Genomic DNA, 19,043 nt, shown 5'->3' on the forward strand with positions numbered 1-19,043 from the left:
TTTAACTTTTAGTATTCTCTTTAAAATATTTACATAAGTCTACTAAAGCCTTATCAAAATCATCATTCACAAGTTGGCAATCATATTCATTAGCATGAGCAATTTCGCTTTCAGCTTGTTTCATACGGTAATCTATAGTTTCTTTAGTATCTGTATTTCTAGCTTCTAACCTATTTCTAAGCTCATCTAGAGAAGGTGGTAATATAAACAAGCTTTTTGCTTTGTCTTTATATATTGCTCTTGTCTGTTGTGCTCCCTGCCAGTCAATTTCTAAGATTATATTTTTACCTTCTTTTAATAATCTGTCTAGTTCAGCTTTTGATGTTCCATAATAGTTTTTAAATACTTTAGCATATTCTAAGAAGCCATCTTTTTTTATTATATTTTCAAACTCCAATGTATCTACAAAATAATACTCTTTACCATTAGTCTCACCAACTCGAGGAGATCGCGTAGTATGTGATACTGCCACTGCAAAGTTACTTTTACCGATTTGAGTTGCTAAAAAAGCTTTTAAAAGAGAACTTTTGCCAGCACCAGATGGAGCTGAAACTATAAAGATATAATTACGCATAGTAATTAACTAAAATAAATATTAATTCACAAGATTATACAATTTTAAAACTGTAAATAGAACACTGCTTCCAAATAAACTGTATCCGTTAAAGTGACTTTATTTATGAAAGCATTACCCTATTATGCCAATTTCGATTTTTTAAAACTCTCTTCTTTTCATAAAACAATTGTTAGATTTGTCTAGATTAATTTTTTCATAAAAACCCATAGCGGATGGCGATGATAGTAATAAAAGAGTACATTTTGGAGTGATAACATTTTTAATATAATCTATTATCTTCTTTCCTATTCCTTTGCCTTGATATTTTTTAGAAACAGCCAAGTCTGATAAATAGCAACAATATGAAAAATCTGTTAACGATCTAGCTATACCAACAAGCTCATCACCCTCATATGCACAAACGACTAAATTGGAATTTTTGTACATCTTTTTTATTCTGTCAAAATCATCTACAGGACGTATTATCCCAGAATCTTCATATAAACTAATAATTTTTTCAATTGTTGGTACTTCATTAAGAGTTATTCTCATTTTATAATTCTCCTTTATGGTAACTTCCCACCTTTAATTTTGTTAGTTCTGATATGAAAAGGTGTATATTTTTTAGCTAATGATTTGAGCTTTCTAAAACCATAAATATAGATACATTAACAAAGTATATATAAACAATGGATTAATAATGTAATTCCTGAAACTAAAACTAGAACATTTATTAATATTTTAAAAAATTTAACAGGTATTAACGAATATAATTTATTACCTATAAGCACTCCTATTACCATAACTGGTACTAGTGATAATGCAATGATTAATATAGATAAATTTAAATATACTCCCGATAATAAAAAAAGTATAGCTCTAGTAAGAGTACTAAAAGCTATCAAACAAGACTGATTTGTTCTTATTTTAGCTTTATCATTCAAACTATTAGATAAGAATATAGCATATATAAATCCTCCAGACCCAAATAGAGTACCTAAAACACCTCCTAAAACTCCAAAGAGATATACTAGGTTTCTATTGTCAGGATTATACTTTATATTAACCTTTAAAAGAGAATATAGAGAATATAAAACTATAAATATAGCTAAGAGTAGCATTAATATAGATACATCTATCGTCAATAATGCTACACCTCCCATAATAGAACCTATAAGAATCATGGGTAATAATCTAACAAGAATTTTTCTATCTGCTTTTTGTATATTTCCTTTTATTAGCCTATATGATGCGGTAAGATCTAACAGTGCTAGTATAGGAATAATAGCACTTAACGGTAAAAAATATATTAATATTGGACTAGCAATTAATGATGTTCCAAAACCTGTCATTCCAAATACAATATATGCCAAGAATACAGCTAAAAAAATCATTATTATCATACTAAATGTTATATGACTTATCATATTAAGCTCCTATATTCTTCATCATTTCATATAACCTACTTTGAGTCCTTATAAAAACGTTTTTTATTTTACTATCATTGGTATAAACAAGATCATCTATAGATGATTGAAAATTAGCGTATAAAATAATAGACCTTTCATAAGCTTCATCTATAAAGCTAATAAACCTTCTTAGACTATCTTTCTCTCTATTGTTATTTACACCTCTTAAATCAAATTTTGGGATATCCTGCAATAATACTACTTTAAATTTACTGACTATCTCAATATAATCCAAATAACTTCTATTTGTCTCACATAAGTTACAAAAAGTAATCCATAGTGTGATATCACTTTTACCTTCAACATCTATTAGCCTTCCATTTATAATTATAGAACCTCTTACTGGTTCGTTTATATTATTTATATTTACATATTTTTTAAATAAAAAATCGTATCCACGATCGATATTGGACTCAAATAAAAATGTTTTATTTGAAATATCTTCCTTTCTATAATCAACACTGTTATCTAGTCCAATTACCTTACTATTTTGTAACAAATTTTCACTAATTAAATTTCTATTATCTGACTTTATATTTTTAGAATATATATTCAAAGGATCAAAATTAGATGTTAAAAAAAGTAATCTCTTATATTTATAAACAAAGCTAAGAAATAAGTTAATAATCATAATATCTGCAATGTCTTCAACAAAAAATTCATCGATATAGATAACCTTATTTGTTTTTACAATTTTAGAAATAACTTCCTTGGCAGAATTGCCTCTATATCCATTTTTATTAAGAATAAAAATATTCTTATGAATTTCTTTCATTAAGTGCTGATAATGAAATCTAGTTTTACTATCTATATCTATTTCTCTAAAAATTTTCCCAATGATCATAGATTTTCCTCTACCCACAGGGCCCCACAGATGGAACCATCTAAGATTATCTTTGTATAAAACTTTATTTTTCTTGATATAAAAAGAAGATTTTATAGTTTTATATACTATTTCTTGCTTAAAATCTAAAACTAAACTTTTTTTATCTTCATACATCTAATAATGCCTATATTTAATAAATCGATTCAAACATTTAATTTTAAAATATTACATAAAACATTAATGGCTTCTGCTATATCTTTTTTATCATCACAATTGAAAAATAAATACTTATGAAAAGTATCCTTTAAATGCTTTATGTTTGCATTTATATCACCATATTTAGATGAGGGTTGGACATTATGATTCATATTCATATTCATATTCTCTTTCAATGCCAATGACTCATTAAATTCAATATTAAATTGTCCTTCTTGGATAAGAATATATTTGGCTTCTTCCCCATTATAGCTAGTAACTCTATGCCACTCGTTTTTGGGGACTTGAATTATCTGACCTGGGCTAATAACCATAGACTCCTTTAATCTTGGTAACTCTAATAATAGCCTTCCATAAACACAGTAAGTAATGTCTGACAAATATTGATGTCTATGAAAATCTAAATTTTCATTGTCGACGATATAACTACATATCCTCAAAGTATTATCTAAATTATATTCTTTAAATTTCATAAGCTACTCTTTATTCTGTATCCATTCTTGTGAAATTCTTTTCGCTGCTTCCACAAAAGCTCCTGCGTAATTATCAGTATTTTTCCAATGTGCAATTATTGGACCAAAAGAGTATATTCTACTAGATAATTCCTCTTTATCATTTATGTATTGATAAACCTTAAAACTATTATCTCTATCTACGTTTATTCCCCCCACATTGTAATGATTATCTAAAGCTGGTGTAATAATCCTTTTTCTCAATAAGTTTTTTATTAAATCAGAACTATGATGTAATACATCACTACTCATACCTGATGCTTTTATTATAATATTTTGACTATAAAAATATTCATCGGGCAAGTCATTCAACTTTAATGCTTTTAATATCCCTTTACTAAACAATATTCTTAATTTTATAGCATTAATTTTAGGAATTGGAACAGCAACCCTAATAAAATGTCTATCCCAAAGCTGATCATACTCTTTTTTATCTCTAGAGCTCAAGTATCTATAAAATTTAAATCTTCTAACATGAAGAATGATTGTGTATAGTAATTTACTATTTTTATTTTCTTTTAAATCAATATTTAACTTATCTTCTGCTGTAATATTTGAAGCATTAACGAAATCATTTAATGTTAGCTGACCCTCAGATTGATGCTTTAATTCTAAATCAATAAGATTGGTTATAGATTTTAGGGGTATATAGCCATCAACAAAAGATTTAAATAATTCTTTTTCTGAAAGGAAATATGGTTCATATAGAACTTTTTCAGTTCTAACTCCTGGAAAAATTCCAGATCTTGAAACAGCAACAATATTAACCTTGTTAGCTTCGTATGTATTCCAATTTGCGACATAATCTATAGGAGTACCATTATCATAAATAAATTTACCATATTGACAGATATTTAAAATAGAATCTACTCCAGAAGGACCCATACCCTCAACATATACGTCAATATCTTTGCTTCTATTTTTTCTCTGTAAATTTATTATTTTATTAGCAACTATTTCAGGTGGGTAAGGCATATTAATAATATTGTCTATTCTTTCTGATACATTTTTATTCCAATGTCCTGTAGCTAATAACACTCTATCGATATCGTATAATAAATGTTTAGAATTATTCTTTTTATCTATATATAAAATATTGACTTTATTATAAGTATTTAGATCCATATCTAAAACTTCACAAAGATTATAGGTTTTAATATTCACCCGATTATTTTTTGCTATGTAAATAGCTTCCTTAAATCTATGTGTAAGGTAAATGCCAAAAAACTCTCTAGGATAAAAAGCTTTATGATCAAATATATAACTTTTATTTTGGGTAACAGCGTAACAACCATCAACCAACTCTGAGTATTGATTTAATATAAAATCTTTATTTTCATCTACCCAAGAAACAAAATCATTGTTATCTATAAACATCTGATCAGCAGGATTATTACATAAATAACTTTGAATATTATTATATTTGGAATATGGAAATCCAGGACCACAAACATTAGATTTTTCTATAATATGTATTTCATAGTCTTTGCAATTATTATTAGAAATATTTTTAACCAAATGCCATAATGCACAAGTTCCTGAAAAACCAGCACCAACAATAGCAAATTTATTCATTTGATTATTCCAAATTTTGAAGAGCTTCTTTGATTCTAGTAAGGGCTTCTTTTAAAACATCAATATTTCTACCACAATTAATTCTTACATAATCACCATATATACTCGAGTTAGAGTATCCAGTAGCAAAATGTTCCCCAGAAATAGATGCCACTCTCGCTTTATCTAATAAAAATTCACTAGCTCTCATGTACCCAATACTTTTATATTTTGAAGCATATTTTTTAAAGCTAACAAAAATAAAATAACCACCTTGAGGCATATCAACTATTAAATTCATTGCTTGTAATTCGTCAACGACTATAGATAAATTACTCCTTGCTTTGGTTGCTCTATCTCGTGAAATATCATCGAACTTTTCTTGCATTGCAAAAAAAGTTGATATTTGACCATAAGTACTAGCAAAAGAATTCATATTAACCTGCGAAATACTTGCCATCTTAATAAATGTTGAATTAGCCAGGATATAACCTATTCTATCTCCATGCATCCCATATGTTTTACCTGGTCCTGTGACATTTATAATAAAATCATGTTTTGTTCCATCATTTTTAAGTGCAATATGTTTTGATCTATTGTTAAGTATATGTGCTTCATAAGGACAATCAAATAATATATAAATGTTATTTAACCCATTATTTATTCTTTCACTATTAATATTACATATCAAGTTTGCAATATTAGTTAATTCATCAGTTGTATAAACTTTTCCTGTTGGATTTATACAATCACCCAGTATTATTATTTTTGTACTATCTGTAATCTTCTCTAATAATATATCTACTGTTATACCTTTTCTAAGACTCTCATTATCTTGTTCAATAAAAATCTTCTTAGCCCCACTTATTTCAACCATATCAGAATAATGAGGCCAGTTAGGTAGTGGTATTATGACTTCATCGCTCTCATTCAATAAAGTCTTAAAAACTACACTAATACTTCCTTTTATACCACCTGGTGTAACCATTATTTCGGTATTAGGGTCATAGTTAATATTATGTAATCTATTTGTTCTATCTGAGATAGATTTTAACAGGAAATCAAAACCTTTAACTGGAGCAAATTGATGGATAAGACTAGACTGATTTTTTATATACTCTATAACTCCATTATCTATTTCTTTATCACAAGGTACATCTAAAGTTCCTATACTTAAATCTATTACCCTATCTTCTTTTGATAAATTTTTATTTAATTCATTAATTTTTTTATGAGTCCCATGTGTTACTGACTCATTTATATTTAATAATTTAGTATAAAAATCATTTTTATATTCTTGATTTATTTTCATATCCAATCCTACACTAAAATTTTTGCTTTTTGATATAAACCATCCCACATATCAACTTGCAGAGTTAACATTCTTTGTGCTCCATATAATATTTTTTCTAAATCATTATCCGAATTACAATTATTTATCACACATCTCTTTGCATCACTAGCATGCCTCTCCTCTACACCGTTATCTATATGACAATTAAAGTATATTTCTACGTTTTTTTTGTATTGATTAAATCCATTTTCTTTCTATTTGCTCTAAATGCATCTCTAAAATTAGTTAACATAAAGTCAGCATGGGTTTCAAGAGCATAAACACAACCTAGCATACTATGATAACTATCTGACAATATATTTATAATTTCACGTCTATAATTATGAGTTTCATCAATTATTAATTCATTATTTTTTGCATCATTAACAAATAATGATGGTAATCCAAACTCATATTTACCATATTTATTATGAGAAGTTTCCATTAATACTTCATGACACCTATTTTTATCACCTTCTCCACACTCCTCATTTAAAATATAAGTAAAAAATATAAGTGTATCCATATCATCATGTAAAGCAGCCTGAGATACAACATATGCTATACCCTTTACTGTAGCCTCAGTTCTAAAGAAAAAATTTGCTCGGTGTAATTCATATATTTTTTTATTAATATTAGATTTAAAAAAATCAAAATATTCACATTTAAAAACTTTATGATTTTCTAGCTCAGATAAAGCCGTTAAAAGTTTATTTTGAACATTATTCATTAATACTTACTCCTTATTTTTAAACCACATAAAAACATATAAAAGTCCATGATTATGAAGGTATGATAAAAAAGATAATGGGAGTGTTGAATCAATAGGTGTTACTAGATCTTTTAGAAAACTTGTTTGCGATTTTGCATGGTGTAAAAGGGATTCACCATGCCAACAAAATCTTTCTTTTTTATCTATAACTAAAAAATCTATACTAGTCTTATAGAGTAAAGCTGCTAGCCCTAAATTACTTGGGCCAAGTCCAAGTAATATATAATCATAAACTTTATTACCCATTCAAGATCTTAAATAAAATTATCTGTTTTATATTAAAATATATTTTTATTTAATCACAACTTAAATAAAAAATATATATTAAATTTGTAATAATATTTAAAAATTAAATATGTTAAAAAACTTAGGAAAATATTATAATATAAAAAAGTATTTTAGAAAATTGGTACTCTATATAAAGGATATCTTCCATTAGTCTCACCAACTCGAGGAGATCGCGTAGTATGTGATACTGCTACTGCAAAGCTACTTTTACCCATTTGAGTTCCCAAAAAAGCTTTTAAAAGTGAACTTTTGCCAGCCCCAGATGGAGCTGAAACTATAAAGATATAATTACGCATAGTAATTAACTAAAATAAATATTAATTCACAAGATTATACAATTTTAAAACTGTAAATAGAACACTGCTTCCAAATAAACTGTATCCGTTAAAGTGACTTTATTTACTAGAATAATATCACCCCTTATTGTTTATCACTTATGTGTTGTGTTTTCAAATTCGATAATTGAGAAAAGCTTACGCTACAGTCTTCAACCTTACACTTATATACCCTCTACGTATGTATGCGCATATGGTTTTTCAAGCTTGATGCACGGTTGAAACGTTGACCACAGTCTTTACACTGAAATGGTTTTTCTCCTGTATGTATAAGTATGTGTCTTTTCAAGTTTGATGAGTCGGTGAAACATTTGCCACAGTCTTTACACTGAAATGGCCTCTCTCCTGTATGTATGAGCATATGTTGTTTCAAGTTTGATTGTTGGGTGAAACATTGACCACAGTCTTTACACTCAAATGGTCTCTCTCCTGTATGTATGAGCATATGTTGTTTCAAATTTGATGTTTTGGTGAAACGTTTATCACAGACTTTACACTTATGTTTTTTCTCTTTAGTATGTATTTCTAAATTCCCTGTTGGGTTTTCATTATCACCATTTAATGTTTCTTCCATAAGAATATCTACTGGCTGAGGTTTATTTTGTCTTTTACCTAAAATTTTATCTGTTATTTTTGACTTTTCTAACTGTTTAGTAGCCTTTTGTATTTGTAGTGGTATGCTAATAGTATTATTATTTACTTCAATGTAGGGTTGTTCTTGGTTTTTATTCATACCTGAAGGAATTTGTATTCTATTATTGGCCATTTGTCCATCAGCTATTAAAAAATAGTGTTCTTTGCCAGGTATTGTATTATCATAGCCTACATCAATATCGATTAAATTATTTGACGGAGCTATAGCTATTATTTGCTCAATAGGTGTTTGTCCTGACTCTACCATTATCCGGTGTATATTAAGTCTAATATTGGGATATAAATTTACTAATAAAAACATAACTAAATCGCCAGCTTCGTTGTTCCATAATCCTGGATTTGCTATATCATAGTAAACTTTATTAAAATCACTAGCAGGAACAAAAGGCCTTAGATACTGCTGTACCATGTCATTTAGAATATATGAAGCTAATATAGCCCTTAAATTCTCACCAGAGTCAGGAAAGCCAACAATATCATGGGCTCTTCCTAAACGATGAACTTGTTTAACTACAGCATTATAAAAACAGTTGCCATCACGTGCTATCTCATGATTATCTTTAATGCTCATATACTGTAATTTTCGGCTTTTTGTTGTTTTTTGTTTATTTTTTTTATTAAAAAATTTACCTAATTCTTGGATAAACTGGTCAATTAATTTTTGATCTTTATAACTGTGATTACGCTTAATGATCTCGCTTTTAAGATTATTTTTCGGTAGTTGAATTTTGGAAGGAGTCGGCTTTCCTTTATAATTATTTATTTCTACAGCCTTGGCTTTGCGTATTTCTTTATGTATATCTTTATTTCCATTAGGATAAACTTCTTTAAGATTATTAGCACTTAACTCAGATAGAAAAAAGAGTCTTTGAAATATTATCACGCTATGGATGGTTTTCGAGATCATGTTAAATAATCTGTTGTCAGAAAATATTGATTCAAGGTTATCTTTATTTAATTTATTGATATCAGAAATATACTGTTTTAGTTCAATTTCTAACTTACCTATTTTAGGAGCATCTTTTATTTTGACCTTTTCATAATGCTTCTTATATTTATCAATTTGTTCTTCTTTAGCCTTAACATTTGCATTTAACCTAATTAGTGTACTTTTGTATAGATGTTCAATACTTTGCTTTTGGAGAAATTTGATATAAAAATTATAAAAAATCTTTAGTCCATCACCGCATTCAAAGCTTATATCATACATCCCTCGCTTGTTTATCTGTAAGTCTCTGTATTTTTTTTGATCATCAAACATACTCCTGTAACTTCTTAAAGCTTTTTTAGTAGCTTCTAACTTAGCATGAAAATTTTCAAGTAAAACAGCTAATAATAATCCTGCATACCCACTAGCAAAGCCTCCTATTTTTCTTTCCTCTTTTTCATTGTTTTCTGGTTGACTTATGGGTGGTCGAGATTCCCTATATTTTTTATACAATAAATGAGAAGAATACAGAAGATAAATATGAACTTTTTTAAGTTTTTTTTGACACATTAAACCTTGATGAATGAAATCTTTTATATTATCCAATCCCATATACACCAGCCCAGATAAGATCATGTGAGTTGTCTTACACACAAATAGTAATGCACCTGTGCGATTTGGTAGTATAGGATTAGGTACTAAGGTATTTTCTTTATCAAATAAAGCTACTTTAGATAATGAATTATCTTCGTTAACTCTTAATAAATCTGACAGTGATTTAGAGCCATTTAATAGCTTTTCACTAATTTGCTTAGCCTTTTTTTTAGGTACCACTGTAGCTTTTGCTTCACCCTTAACAAAGTTAAAAACTTCATATTGGACGTAGTCAAAAGGTATTTGAAGGGAGGGGTGTTGATAAATGTTTTTGGTAAATTTTTTATCCCATGGAACCGCATAAATGTCTATATTTAATATATATAAAAGATTTATAAAGTCTTTTGGTAATTTTAAATGGTACATGTTTTTACTCATATTGGTTTCAGTAATATAAAATATATATTTTACTAATATTTTATATTATTTATTATTAATAAATAGTTTTATTTTTATTTACCGATTATTAAACTGGTTGAGTTGAGATTTTTTTATTCATTTGACAATTATTTGTGGTGTATTTTTTAAAATTATAAATTAAGTAGAGTGTTAGATTTTAAGCTTTAAACCTTTTCTAATTTGTTGAAGAGCTCGTTTTGCTTTTAAATTTGCAGTGTATTATCAAAATTTTTGTTTGTTTAAAATTCATATCAATTAAAATTTATTTAGTTATAAAATTATTTAAAATCTTTTTATTTTATTTAAATATGATAATATTGTTATATAAAACTTGTTTATATGATCCATGAAGAAGGAATACTAATAATATATGAAATGCATCATTTGTGGGAATGATCCTTGTTCTTGTCATATTAAGAAAAAAATTATTAATATTAAACGCAACTTTATCAAAAAAGATTACCTTACAAATTCTTTTATTAGTTCACGGAAGCAAACTAAATTGAATCCCATAATTAATAAAGGCATCTTAGATAACAGCTTAATAATAAAAACAAAACCAATATTAGAATTACCAAAAAACAAACATAAAAGGAACCATGCACACAACTTTGATGTTAAAGATACTATTAATAATTATAGTACTATCAATAGAATAGAAACAAAATCAGTTAATAGAACTCCTAGAGAATTTATCATAAGAGATAAATCTATAGTACATACACCAAAAAAAAATTATATTGAACCAATAATTCATAATCTAAAAACTAAATCAATAACTCCTAGACATAAGGGAAACATTTTATTAAATAAGTTTATTCAATATTCTGATGAAATACTAAATACTATAAGAGTTAATAATTTCAACACAAACTCTCTGCAATTATACTCAAACCATAAAACTTTTAAAAATAACCCTTTTAATTTGCAGACGCTTTTATATTATAATAAAAGCTTAAAATCAGAAATTAATACATTATTTAAAAATCAAAATCTTATAACATTTGGTTTTGAATATGAATTTGCAGGTTTTAATAAACAGCAGTTTCTTTCAATGAATAAAGAAGCCCGGGATCTCTGTGCCACTGGACACAATGAAATCATGAAAGATTCAACTAGTTTTATAAATGAGTGGAAAATTGAAACAGATGCACAGAAAGAATTAGAACTAGTTTCACCTATTTTATGTCTTTATACTTCTAATAAATATGATTTTACACAAAAAATCATAGCAGCATTTACATTTCTCGAATTTTACACTAAAGAAATATTAGATATAGCCAACGCTTCTGGAAACCTAAATATATTTTCTAAAAAAATTAATGAAAAGTATAATATTAATATTGAAAAGATAGGAAGTGAACATAATGAAACAGGACTACTAAATTTAATAAAAACTAATTATGAGATCGAGCACAAGTATCAAGGACAAATAAACAATAAAATTCGCGGTTCACACCTTAATATAGGTATTACTTTTGATTATTTAATTAATAACCTTCTGAAAGAAGATAATAATTTTTCTTTTTTCAGGAGTATTTATAAAAAAAATACACACGACAAAACTCCAAGTACAAAAAACTGGTTCTATATAGATGATAAGCTAATATTACAAAAATTATATGTCATATACACTAGTTTAAGGTCCACATTAGATAAATATTTAAAAGGGGTAAATATTAATACTGAAATTTGCTCTGCACTACTAACACTGAAAATAATAGAAATAACTAGTTACATAGAAAAACTTTTATACAATTATCTCCATCATATTGAAAGAGATTCAAATTTACAGGCGATATATAAGAAATCACATCATAGATTAACGAGTATTAAAAGTAATTCTTTTGATAAATTCTGGATTAAAACAGGCCTAGAAGGCATAATCGCATGCATATGCTTATATATTCCTGCCAACTATAGGACAAAATTATGTACAGATATATATGAAACGATTAGCTTACACAGGGATAACATATCAAAGTTTTTGATGGAAATAATTTGTAAAACATATAATATAGATAAATCTTCCTCTCATATTAATAAATGCTCCAAACTGTTTTTTCCATTTGATAAATATATAGCATCTATAATAAATAGAACGTTACTAAATATTGAGCAAGTAAGAGAGGTGACTATAAGGAACCATATGGAAGAAGAGATAATATGCAAAGTAAATGCCAATTTAAAACCAGCTATTGAGTTGAGAACGAGCACTGTAAATAACGACATTTTTATAGTTAATGAATCCCTCGAAAAGAACTTCCATGCTAACTTTAAAAAACATATTGATGATATAAGCAAACACAATAATTTAGCTTTTAAAAAAAATGATGAAAACTATAAATCTGATTTTAAACAATATATAGAAAAATCTAAAAGTATAAGCAAGTTAATTGAAGCTTATGATATCGCAGGACTTACAGGTGCAAGAAATGAAACCTATTTGCCTATTAGAATGGTGCAAAATAATATTCCCGAAGTTGTTATCGAATTTAGAAATCCCACTGATAACCTTGAATTTTTTATTAAAAAAATTCAAAAACTTAATACTATAAAAAAAAGTAAAGAAAAGAGAAAATATTATGCAAAAACGCCAGAAAGTAGGCTCTAATTTTGGCTCCTCAGAGATATTCACTACTCCCTAAGAGCCTAAATACAGTTTAATGAAGAGGTTCTAATCTACCTATGCTCAGTAAGATTTAATTTTTTACCTGCTACCCAAACTTTTTTAAGATGATTTATAACTTTTGCACTCAAATTAGCTGGTAAATCAACTAGAGTATAGTCTTTTTCTATAGATATATTACAAATATGTTTACTATCTATGCCACCCTCATTTGCTATAGCACCAACTATATTTCTTGGTTGTACATCATTTTCACGACCCACATCTATTCTATAGGTAGTTAGATCTAGATCCACTCGCTTTGGTCGCTTTTTATCAAACCTAGAGTTATTATTTCTGTCTCTATCATTAAACCTATCACTAGATTTGGATGATCTATCATCTCTTTTAGCAGGAGCTCTCTTTTCTTCTTTAGCCTGGATCTCCCTTGGGAAAAAGCCTTTCTTATCTTGTGCTAAAAGCGTAAGTACTGCTAATAAATCTTCTGAGTCTAATTCTAGCTGATCACGTATATCAAGTATTATTTCTTTATATTTATCTAAAGATTTGTTTTTCTCCAAAGCAGATATTATTCTATTTTTAAAATTATTGATTCTACTATCAGCAAGCTCTTTAGCGCCTGGCATAAACATTTCTTGTAGTTTTGAATTAGTGAATCGCTCAAGCGAACGTAAGAATCGCATTTCTTTTAGCGTTATTAAAGAGATAGAAACGCCTTCACGCCCTGCTCTACCAGTACGGCCTATTCTGTGGACATAAGTGTCTTCATCATTAGGCATATCATAGTTAATCACATGACTAATACGCTCAAGATCTATACCTCTAGCTACAACATCAGTTGCTACTAAAACATCAGATCTAGAATTTCTAAATTGATCAACAATATATTCTCTTTGAGACTGTTGCATATCACCATTTATAGCAGCTACTTTATAGCCAAGAGCTTTTAAATTATCAGCAACTTCTATTGTGCTTGTCTTAGTTTTAACAAAAATTAGCACGCCATCAGTTTCTTCTATTTCTAGGAGTCTATCTAAAGCATCTATCTTTTTAAAACCTTTAACTACTATAAATTTTTGTGTAATAGTGTTAGCTGTTTTAGTTGTTGCTTTAACCTGTATTTTGCATGGATTTCTTAGATATTCTTTTATAATGTCAGCAATATCATTTGGTATAGTTGCTGAAAAAAGTAGTCGTTGGCACTCATCAGATACATGGCTTAAAACCCATCTAACATCGTCAATAAAACCCATTCTAAGCATTTCATCTGCTTCATCTAATACTAACGCTCTTAGATTATCTAGCTTTAGTGTTCCTTTCTCGATGTGATCCATAACTCTACCAGTAGTACCGACTACTACTTGGACACCATTTTTAAGTGCTCTTATTTGTGAGCCATATTCTTGTCCACCATAAATACAAGCAACAGACAAGCTCGGAACACTTTTTGCAAAAGCTTCAAACTGTTCTGCTACTTGTATAGCTAATTCGCGAGTTGGCGCTAATACTAAAATTTGAGGAGATCTGCTTTTATCATTCAGATCTAAATTATTTATTAATGGTAACGCAAAAGCTGCTGTTTTACCTGTACCTGTTTGTGCTTGTCCTAGCACATCTCTACCCGATAATATATATGGAATAGCATACTGTTGAATTGGCGTTGGGTTCTCATACCCTAGATTCATAACAGTATCTACAATATTTTGATCTAAGCCTAAAGAGCTAAAATCTTTTTTTGTTTCTGAATTCATTTTGTAACCGTAAATTAAATATTTTGAGAAATAATAATTTGAAAATTATGAAAATTTAAAATTATCCACGTGATGTAATTTCTAGTAGATGGTAGCCAAATTGCGTTTTCACTGGTCCATGAACAGTGTTTAACTCGTCATTAAAGACTACTTTATCAAATTCAGGAACCATTTGACCTTGGGAAAAAGTACCTAGATCACCACCTCTAGCTCCAGATGGACACAGAGAATGTTTTTTTGCAGCTTCTTCAAAAGTTATTTTACCTTCATTAATATCTTTTTTTATTTGTTCACATTCAGATTCTGACTGTACTAGCAAATGTCTTGCTGAAGCTTTCATAATTAAGTTCCTTATTTTTATTATTTACTATTGCAAATTACACCCAACAGGATACATTATTTACTTAAAATTTACAACTTTTATAAATTTTACTACTTAACATCTAGCATTTTAGGAAAAATATTTTTTTAACCTCTCTTTTAAACTAACCTTTTGCTCTTTGGAGTAAGGTTGTGCTTGAATATTGCCCCATACCGGGTTAGGCCAAGCTGGATCTGTAGTGAATCTTCCTATCACATGAATATGCATTTGTTTTACAACATTCCCTAAAGTAGCTACATTTAACTTATCAACCTTATATTCATCTTTTAAAAATACGGATAGCTTATTTATAAGAGTGTTTATATTGTACTGAACAGAATCATCTAACTCATACCATTCTGTTTTATCTGTAAATGGCACAATGATAAACCATGGTAATATAACATTATTCATTACTAATATTTTACAATCTAAAGTTTGGTAAACTTCAAAAGTGTCTTTTTCTAAACGTTCATCTAGTTTAAACATTAAAATACTCCCTAATTTTTTCCAGATCTTCTAATGTATCAACTCCTGCTGGGGTACTTTTTATAGCTTTGGCAACTGCTATTTTATAACCATTATATAAAACTCGTAGTTGCTCTAAAGACTCATAGTTTTCAATAGGTGCTTTACTTAAACTTGAGTATTTTTTTAAAAACTCTACCCTATAAGCATACATTCCAATATGCCTAAAATACTCAGCTTGTTGAACTTGTTTATTTTCTGAAAAACCTCTTTCAAAAGGGATAGATGCTCTACTAAAATAGAGAGCATAGTTATCTTTGTCAAACACCACTTTTACATTATTTGCATTATATATATCTTCTGAAGAAGTTATTTTTTCACACAAAGTTGACACCACAGCTTCAGATCTATTTACTAACAACTCTGCTACTTGCTCTATATTTTCGACAGGTATTAATGGTTCATCACCTTGTACATTAATAACTATATCCTCATCGTTATAAGCAAGTTGTAAGACTGCTTCAGCTATCCGGTCTGTGCCAGATGCATGTTCAGGCTTAGTCAAAATCACATGTGCACCAAAGTTTTGTGCTATATCTTTTATTTTATGCGAATCTGTAGCTATAACTATGCTTTCAAATTTAGATTTAGAGACTTGCTCAAATACTCTTTGAATCATTGGTTTACCTGCTATATCAGCAAGCATTTTATTTGGTAGACGTGTAGAGTTTAACCTAGCTGGAATAATAATATGAATTTTAGCCATATTTTTTTATCTCTTCAATGTTTAGCTTAGTAGCTTCTTCAACAAGCATAACCGGTATGTTATCACGTATAGGGTATGCTAGCTTATCTGCTTTACACACTAAGATTTGCTTTTGTTTATCATAGTGCAAGTTAGACTTACAAACCGGACAAACTAATATGTCCAAAACAGATTGATCCATTTATTTCACCTCTATTATAAATTCAAATTTAGCACTTACTTCTTTAGCTGCTATAAGCTTATAATCATTAACCTTACACCAAGCTGGTATATCACGCATTGTGCCAGGATCACTACAAGTAACTTTTAATAGCTCTCCTGGATTCATAGTTTTAAGCATATTCTGAGTTTTAATCACTGGCATTGGACAAAGTAGTCTTTCTAGATTTAATTCTTTCATTCTTATATATACCATTCTTTTTTAATATTTTCAGCTTGCATAGGCTTAACTTTAATCTCTTTACTAGTACCATCTAGGTAGTTAAACACCATCGTTACAGAATCTTCAGTTTTACCTTGCGTAAACCTTCCTAAAATCTCTGCTGTAACCTTCTCATCAATTTTATCAAATTTACCATCTATAAGGGTCAAAGGACCTGTGTGGGATGAACAATAAACACTTATAAACTGATTTTTATAACCATTTAAATAGTTATTTTCACCCTCTTCTCGGCCAACTATAAGCTTAAATTCTGGCTTAAAACGAATATGCCTACCTACTTTTAGAAGCATAATATCATCAAACTCATATTCTCGTGTATCTCTAGCTTGCCATAAATCCACGAGCTTATCAGAGTATTGTTTATCTGTAAGAAAACAACATCCTCCTGCGGGAGAGGCATAATCATCTATAGCATATTCTTTTGCTAAACGTATTTGATCTTTTCTACCTCTTCCTGTAATACCAAGCAATTTAGATCTATTAACCCAACCTTCTCTTTCAGGTTTAGTTTCTGGAAGATTTTTAGCACTAAGTGGCCGCAGTAGAAGATCATCGATACCAGATTGTTTTTGCACTATTGGCATAGTATTTTTTCTTTGTGACATTGGTCTTTGACCAATAACTTCTCCAGTTATTATAAAATCAAAACCATTTTCAATAGCCCACTGTTTGGCTTTTCTTACCATAAATATCTTACAATCTAGACATGGATTCATATTAGCACCATAGCCATATTTGGGGTTTAAAAGGACATCTTTATATTCTTCTATCACATCAATAATATGTAGCTTTATTCCCAACTGTTCAGCGACCCATAAAGCGTTATTTCTTTTTTGTTTTTCTTTATCACGCTTACGGATAGCGTGAGTATGTCCTTCAACACAAAACCCTGTGAAAAAATTAATCCCTTCAACGTGGATACCCTGCTCTTGTATTAACTTTGTAGCTAACATAGAGTCAAGACCACCTGATATCAATGAAACTGCTTTTATTTGTTTTTCCATAATGAGTAATTGAAATAAATACTTTAAACTCTAAATGATTTGTGACAATTTTAACATATCAAAATTTTAAACTATATTTTTATTGAGATAATAAACCTTACTAGATTTAAGTTTTAGTAGCAACTTTACAAAGTTACTCTACAGAACATCAAAATACTCCTCTTGGTATAAACTAAATTATAGTGTAAATATATAGGAGTTAACAACCACCTTTTTTATTTATCGCAACATTTGTCATATACACACCTAAAAATATTACCGCACCAAAGAGTAAAGATAATGGTGATAGTGTTTCACCATAAAATATAAATCCTATAATTATAACTAAAAACGGCATAACATTTTGAAATACGGCTGTCTTATAAACACCTATTTCTTCTAACGATTGTAAATACCACACGTAAGATATTACTGTAGCAAAAATTGATATATATATCATACTTGTCCAAAAAGGAAAATCCGTATCTGCAAGCCTACTAAAATCAGACTTAAATAAACTAACAATAGCAAACATAACCATACCAACAATAGCACCGTAGGTATTTATGGTTATCATATTTATACCTTGTCTAACACAACTTTTACCTAAGATAGCATAAGCACTAAAGCATAAAACTGCTAAAATACTTAGTACTTCACCTAAATTAATTGATAGACCAATCGCACATTCTGCATCTGTTCCATAACCTGAAAATGATACAACACCTACAGTTCCCAAGAGTGCTACTAAAATGCCTAGCTTAGCTTGCAAATTTACCTTCATTTTAAAAATGTAACTACATAAAACTGTTATGAAACAAGGAGAAAATGCGTATATAATAGCTATGATATTTCCTGATATTAATTTTTCAGCCCATAAGAATGCGATGTTGTATAAAAATACACCAAAGAAGCCTATAGCAATTATATAAAGCCACTGTTTTATATTTAATTTTGGTAACAGTGTTTTAGTATAATAATAATGAACAAGTAAAAATAATAATGAGGCAAATACATAACGAATAAATCCCACCATATATATATCTACATACTTTAAAGGTAATGGTGCTATATGATATAAGCTAGCCCAAAATGTAACAGCCAGCAATATTTTAACGTAACTTTTAGTGGAGGTATCCATAATAAC

General features: G+C 28.6%; 19 protein-coding genes and 1 pseudogene. 1 reads left to right on the forward strand and 19 read right to left on the reverse strand.

Annotated elements, in window-relative coordinates:
- Position 1: 1 nt before the first annotated feature.
- The 11 genes and pseudogenes from gmk to E3E15_RS04580 all read right to left on the reverse strand — a co-directional run bounded on the left by gmk (position 2) and on the right by E3E15_RS04580 (position 10,475).
- Complete coding sequence (gene gmk / locus E3E15_RS04530; RefSeq protein ID WP_172106750.1) at positions 2–574, reverse strand: guanylate kinase; 573 nt, start codon at positions 572–574, stop codon at positions 2–4.
- Positions 575–715: 141 nt separating this feature from the next.
- The gene (locus E3E15_RS04535; RefSeq protein ID WP_172106751.1) at positions 716–1,108 is read right to left on the reverse strand and encodes a GNAT family N-acetyltransferase; all 393 of its coding nucleotides are present in this window, start codon (positions 1,106–1,108) and stop codon (positions 716–718) included.
- Positions 1,109–1,224: 116 nt separating this feature from the next.
- Positions 1,225–1,983, reverse strand: a complete 759-nt coding sequence (locus E3E15_RS04540) for a sulfite exporter TauE/SafE family protein (RefSeq protein WP_172106752.1) — start codon at positions 1,981–1,983, stop codon at positions 1,225–1,227.
- A 1-nt stretch (position 1,984) separates the two neighbouring features.
- Complete coding sequence (zapE, locus tag E3E15_RS04545; RefSeq protein WP_172106753.1) at positions 1,985–3,025, reverse strand: cell division protein ZapE; 1,041 nt, start codon at positions 3,023–3,025, stop codon at positions 1,985–1,987.
- Between the two features lie 29 nt (positions 3,026–3,054).
- On the reverse strand, positions 3,055–3,540 hold the full coding sequence (locus E3E15_RS04550) for a cupin domain-containing protein (RefSeq protein WP_172106754.1): 486 nt from the start codon (positions 3,538–3,540) through the stop codon (positions 3,055–3,057).
- Between the two features lie 3 nt (positions 3,541–3,543).
- Complete coding sequence (locus E3E15_RS04555) at positions 3,544–5,154, reverse strand: FAD/NAD(P)-binding protein (protein WP_172106755.1); 1,611 nt, start codon at positions 5,152–5,154, stop codon at positions 3,544–3,546.
- A gap of 4 nt (positions 5,155–5,158) precedes the next feature.
- Positions 5,159–6,445 (reverse strand): pyridoxal phosphate-dependent aminotransferase, encoded by a 1,287-nt coding sequence (locus E3E15_RS04560; protein WP_172106756.1) that lies wholly within the window; start codon positions 6,443–6,445, stop codon positions 5,159–5,161.
- Between the two features lie 199 nt (positions 6,446–6,644).
- Positions 6,645–7,196, reverse strand: a complete 552-nt coding sequence (locus tag E3E15_RS04565; RefSeq protein WP_172106757.1) for a hypothetical protein — start codon at positions 7,194–7,196, stop codon at positions 6,645–6,647.
- 6 nt (positions 7,197–7,202) lie between these two features.
- Positions 7,203–7,484: a SidA/IucD/PvdA family monooxygenase gene (locus E3E15_RS04570; protein ID WP_172106758.1), complete on the reverse strand. Its 282-nt coding sequence runs from the start codon at positions 7,482–7,484 to the stop codon at positions 7,203–7,205.
- A gap of 182 nt (positions 7,485–7,666) precedes the next feature.
- Positions 7,667–7,822, reverse strand: a pseudogene (locus tag E3E15_RS04575) (guanylate kinase); the annotation flags it as partial.
- A gap of 214 nt (positions 7,823–8,036) precedes the next feature.
- On the reverse strand, positions 8,037–10,475 hold the full coding sequence (locus tag E3E15_RS04580; RefSeq protein ID WP_172106759.1) for a C2H2-type zinc finger protein: 2,439 nt from the start codon (positions 10,473–10,475) through the stop codon (positions 8,037–8,039).
- Between the two features lie 391 nt (positions 10,476–10,866).
- On the opposite strand from E3E15_RS04580, the gene E3E15_RS04585 reads away from it, so the two are divergent.
- Positions 10,867–13,110 carry a hypothetical protein gene (locus E3E15_RS04585; RefSeq protein ID WP_172106760.1) on the forward strand — a complete coding sequence of 748 codons (2,244 nt, stop codon included), beginning with the start codon at positions 10,867–10,869 and terminating at the stop codon, positions 13,108–13,110.
- A 68-nt stretch (positions 13,111–13,178) separates the two neighbouring features.
- Here E3E15_RS04585 and E3E15_RS04590 read toward each other — a convergent pair whose 3' ends face one another.
- The 8 genes from E3E15_RS04590 to E3E15_RS04625 form a co-directional block, all read right to left on the reverse strand.
- Positions 13,179–14,876, reverse strand: a complete 1,698-nt coding sequence (locus tag E3E15_RS04590) for a DEAD/DEAH box helicase (protein WP_172106761.1) — start codon at positions 14,874–14,876, stop codon at positions 13,179–13,181.
- Between the two features lie 61 nt (positions 14,877–14,937).
- Positions 14,938–15,216: a peptidylprolyl isomerase gene (locus tag E3E15_RS04595; protein ID WP_039124542.1), complete on the reverse strand. Its 279-nt coding sequence runs from the start codon at positions 15,214–15,216 to the stop codon at positions 14,938–14,940.
- Between the two features lie 111 nt (positions 15,217–15,327).
- A complete protein-coding gene (locus tag E3E15_RS04600) occupies positions 15,328–15,726 on the reverse strand; it encodes an HIT domain-containing protein (protein WP_172106762.1) in 399 nt (132 codons plus the stop codon).
- Positions 15,719–16,471, reverse strand: a complete 753-nt coding sequence (gene kdsB, locus E3E15_RS04605; RefSeq protein WP_172106763.1) for a 3-deoxy-manno-octulosonate cytidylyltransferase — start codon at positions 16,469–16,471, stop codon at positions 15,719–15,721. The genes E3E15_RS04600 and kdsB overlap by 8 nt, the downstream gene beginning before the upstream one ends.
- Positions 16,464–16,652, reverse strand: coding sequence for a Trm112 family protein (locus tag E3E15_RS04610; protein WP_035719393.1), 189 nt, complete (start codon positions 16,650–16,652; stop codon positions 16,464–16,466). Before E3E15_RS04610 ends, kdsB begins: the two co-directional genes overlap by 8 nt.
- Positions 16,653–16,871: a sulfurtransferase TusA family protein gene (locus tag E3E15_RS04615; RefSeq protein ID WP_245313648.1), complete on the reverse strand. Its 219-nt coding sequence runs from the start codon at positions 16,869–16,871 to the stop codon at positions 16,653–16,655.
- A 2-nt stretch (positions 16,872–16,873) separates the two neighbouring features.
- Positions 16,874–17,917 (reverse strand): tRNA (5-methylaminomethyl-2-thiouridylate)-methyltransferase, encoded by a 1,044-nt coding sequence (locus tag E3E15_RS04620; protein WP_209451672.1) that lies wholly within the window; start codon positions 17,915–17,917, stop codon positions 16,874–16,876.
- A 199-nt stretch (positions 17,918–18,116) separates the two neighbouring features.
- On the reverse strand, positions 18,117–19,037 hold the full coding sequence (locus E3E15_RS04625; protein ID WP_035719398.1) for a DMT family transporter: 921 nt from the start codon (positions 19,035–19,037) through the stop codon (positions 18,117–18,119).
- Positions 19,038–19,043: the final 6 nt, after the last annotated feature.

It is taken from the genome of Allofrancisella frigidaquae, assembly GCF_012222825.1.
GTDB lineage: Bacteria > Pseudomonadota > Gammaproteobacteria > Francisellales > Francisellaceae > Francisella > Francisella frigidaquae.